The 1643-nt window shown below is 64.8% G+C and carries 1 protein-coding gene; it reads left to right on the top strand.

Annotated features, from left to right (window positions below; translation table 11 throughout):
- Positions 1-239 precede the first annotated feature (239 nt).
- Positions 240-1541, top strand: coding sequence for an IS110 family transposase (locus ACIBVN_RS60845; protein ID WP_397152043.1), 1302 nt, complete (start codon positions 240-242; stop codon positions 1539-1541).
- The last annotated feature ends 102 nt before the right edge of the window (positions 1542-1643 follow it).

Here is a 1643-nt window from a genome sequence, read left to right as displayed (position 1 = left end):
CGGATGAGTCCTTCATATCGCTGCGGGACGCCGGTTCCGGCGTGAAAATGGGGCCTGGTGGCCGTCTGTGACGTCGTGGTTTCTTGGTGCCGGTTGCGCCCGAGGATGAGTCTGACGCTGGGAGCCTGATTTCTTGAGGGTCGTTCCTTGTCGCTTCGTGCACGCGGGCCAGACTTCCGCTTATCGCCCTTGGTTTCCCCGGACGGCCGCCGTCTCGCCGGGGTCGGAAGATGAGGGAGGTGGATGTGGTGCAGGAGGTCGAGGACGAGCCGTTGCATGTGGAGCGGGTCGCTGCCCTGGATGTCGGCAAGGGCATGGTGGAGGTGTGTATCCGGGTGCCATCCGACCGTGATCGGCAGCGTCGTGCCCAGGAGGTGCGGACGTTCGGGACGACGAAGAAGGAGATCGTCGCGTTGGCGGACTGGCTGCGCTGCTGGGGCGTGAACACGGTGGTGATGGAGAGTACCGGCGATTACTGGAAGGCTCCGTTCTTTCGGCTGGAGGCCGAGGGATTCGCGTGTGAGCTCTTGGATGCCAAGCAGGTCAAGGCGTTGCCCGGTCGTCCCAAGACCGACCGGTGTGACGCGGTGTGGCTGGCCAAGGTCACGGAGCGAGGCATGGGGGTCGGATCTTGTTTCGTGCCGTCGGAGGAGATTCGCCGGTTGCGGACGCTGACCCGCTATCGGCGGCATCTGATCGAAGAACGGTCGCGGGAGAAGCAGCGCTCGGAGAAGCTTCTCGAAGACGCCATGATCAAATTGTCGGTGGTCGTGTCGGACCTGCACGGGGTGTCGGCCCGCGACATCATGGAGGCACTGATCGGCGGGCAGCGTGATCCGAAGGCTCTGGCGCAGTTGGCGCGCGGCAAGATGCGCAACAAGATCCTCGCGCTGGAGGAGGCGCTGGATGGCGCGGACACCTTCACCGGCCACCACGCTTTCGTGCTGCGGATGATGCTGGACAACATCGATCACATCACCGCTCAGATCAACGGGCTGACCTCCCGGATCGAGGAGCTGATCGCCCCTTTTGAACGGCAGGTCGTCCAGCTCGACGGCATCCCTGGGATGGGACGCATCGCCGCGCAGGACCTGCTGGCCGAGATCGGCGCGGACATGAGCGTCTTTCGCACGGCGGGGCACCTGGTGTCGTGGTGCAAGTTCTGTCCCCAGGTCAAGCAGTCGGCCGGCAAGCGCAAGGGCCGTAACTCCAAGGGGCGGGGCAATCGGTATGTGGCCGGGGTGCTGGGCGAGGTGACCGTCAGCGCCGGCCGATCCAAGACCCGTATCGGGGCCCGTTACCGCCGTATCGCCCGGCGACGCGGCAAACCCAAAGCCCAGGTCGCATGCGGCAACACCATCCTGAGCATCGCACACACCCTCCTATCCGATCCTGCCCTCGACTACGAGGAACTGGGCGTCGACTACTACGACACCCGCGTACACCACAAACGGCAGATATCCAGCCATATCCGCGGGCTGCAACGCTTGGGCTACCGCGTCACCCTCGAACCCCTCGACACCGGCGGAGCGGCCGCCTGACACCCACAGCACTCCAACCGAAGAGCCAGACCCCGATCTCAGCGGCGTGAACGCCGCTGAGATGTTGCCACGCGTTGGCTAACGCCGTGTTTTCGGGCCAGA

This window comes from Nonomuraea sp. NPDC049400 (assembly GCF_044466425.1).
Classification (GTDB): Bacteria; Actinomycetota; Actinomycetes; order Streptosporangiales; family Streptosporangiaceae; genus Nonomuraea.
Note: the sequence above shows the minus strand (reverse complement) of the source record. Positions and strands in the feature narration are given on the sequence as shown.